General features: G+C 53.5%; 1 pseudogene. It reads left to right on the plus strand.

Annotation, left to right across the window (positions count from 1 at the left end):
- A pseudogene (locus J0O65_RS25290) lies at positions 1-374 on the plus strand (hypothetical protein); the annotation flags it as partial.

A 374-nucleotide genomic window follows, 5' to 3' on the forward strand; every position in this document is an offset into this window, starting at 1 on the left:
CGTCCCTATACTCAACTGGGCAATAACGGGCAGCGTGTCGAAAAGCGCTATGACAACAATGGTAATTTGACGAGCAGCACGGATGCGCAAGGCCGCGCTACAACTTATCAATATGACGCGGCGAACCGTCTTGTGAGCAGCAGAGCTGCTGACGGCGGTACAACGACCATGACCTATGATGCGCAGGGCAATCTGGCATCGGTGACTGATCCGCGTCCCTTGCAAACACGTTATACATACAACGGTTTTGGACAGGTGAGCAGTATTGTCAGTCCTGACACTGGCACCAGTACGTATAGCTATGACACTGCTGGTCGCCTGGAAAGCGAAACCCGTTCCGATGGCAGAGTTACCGCATACACGTGGGATAGCCT

The organism is Janthinobacterium sp. JC611 (assembly GCF_018682595.1).
Lineage (GTDB): Bacteria > Pseudomonadota > Gammaproteobacteria > Burkholderiales > Burkholderiaceae_D > Janthinobacterium.